Source organism: Streptomyces sp. NPDC002690, from assembly GCF_053592415.1.
In genome coordinates this window covers 1-1,201 of the sequence record NZ_JBSFVR010000750.1, presented here as the reverse complement: position 1 = coordinate 1,201, position 1,201 = coordinate 1, and the positions used below count along the sequence as shown (strand labels likewise).

Genomic DNA, 1,201 nt, shown 5'->3' with positions numbered 1-1,201 from the left:
CCCACGGATACGACACCGCCCCCGCCCGGGAGACCCGGGCGGGGGCGGTGTGCGGTGCGTTCCGGCGGGGGCCGGTCAGCCCTGGCCGGTGAGGTCGATCGTGACCGTGCGTTCGGCGGTGGTCTTGCCGAGCAGCGCCTGCTGCATGGCCTTGGCCACGTCGTCGGGTCCGACCTGGTGCTGCTTGCCGTCCGCCTTCGTCGCCATGACGCCGTCGAAGACGCCGTCGCAGAGGGTCTCGATGGCCTGCTTGTCGTAGTACGGCACGAGCTTCCCGTCGACCGCCTTCATCGACAGGATCTGCGGCAGGGAACGCGCCGGGCCGAAGTCGATCGACGCGTTGCCGGCCTTGATGGTGATCAGGTCGGACATCGCGGGCTCCGCGAACTCCTTCATCGCCCGGTCGAGTTCGGCCTGGGTGACGGTGGGCTGCCGGGTGACGACCGGCAGCTCCACGACGGCGGAGGAGCCCGTCTGGACCTGGGCGCGGTAGGCGTCCCGAACGGCGACGATCGACTGGTTGACGTCGATCCCCTTGCCCGCCTTGCCCGGCACCGGCTCGGCCTTGTTCGGCTCGAACTTGATGGTGCCGTCGGTCGCGGACCCGGAGGTGCCGGCCAGGGCGTTGAGTGCCGCGGCGAGCTTCTCCTCGTCGACCGGGATCACCGGGTCGGCGGGGCGCGCCCCGCCGAAGAGGGAACCGATCACGGAGACGGGGTTGTAGTCGCTGCCCGCCGCGCCGCGGACGGTCTCCTCGCTGTCCAGCGCCAGGCCGGCCTTCTCCGGGGAGAGTTCGGTCTGCTTGCCGTCGACCGACAGCTTCAGCGGCGCCTGGGCGCGCTTGCCGAACTCGGCGTCGAGCTTGCTCACCGCCTCGGTCTTCGTACCGCCGCCGATGTCCAGGCCGAGGACCGTGGTGCCCTTGGGGACCTCGGAGTGGTTCATCAGCAGCCCCGCGCCGTAGGCGACGCCCGCCAGCACGACCACCGCGACGCCCAGCAGGACCGTCTTCGAACGGCCCTTGCGGGCGGGTGCGGCGGCCTGTACGGCGGGACGCGGGGTGGTGGGACCCGAGGGGCCCTGCGGTACGGGACTCGGCCCGTCCGGCCCCCGAGCAAGTCGGCCGTAACGACCACGGACCGGGGCGGCCCGCCCTCCAAGGCCACCGAGAACGACGCGACGACCACGCACCCCGTGAAGG

The 1,201-nt window shown here is 72.1% G+C and carries 1 pseudogene; it reads right to left on the bottom strand.

Going from position 1 to position 1,201, the window contains the following annotated elements:
* Positions 1–75: 75 nt before the first annotated feature.
* A pseudogene (locus tag ACWD3D_RS37280) lies at positions 76–1,201 on the bottom strand (hypothetical protein); the annotation flags it as partial.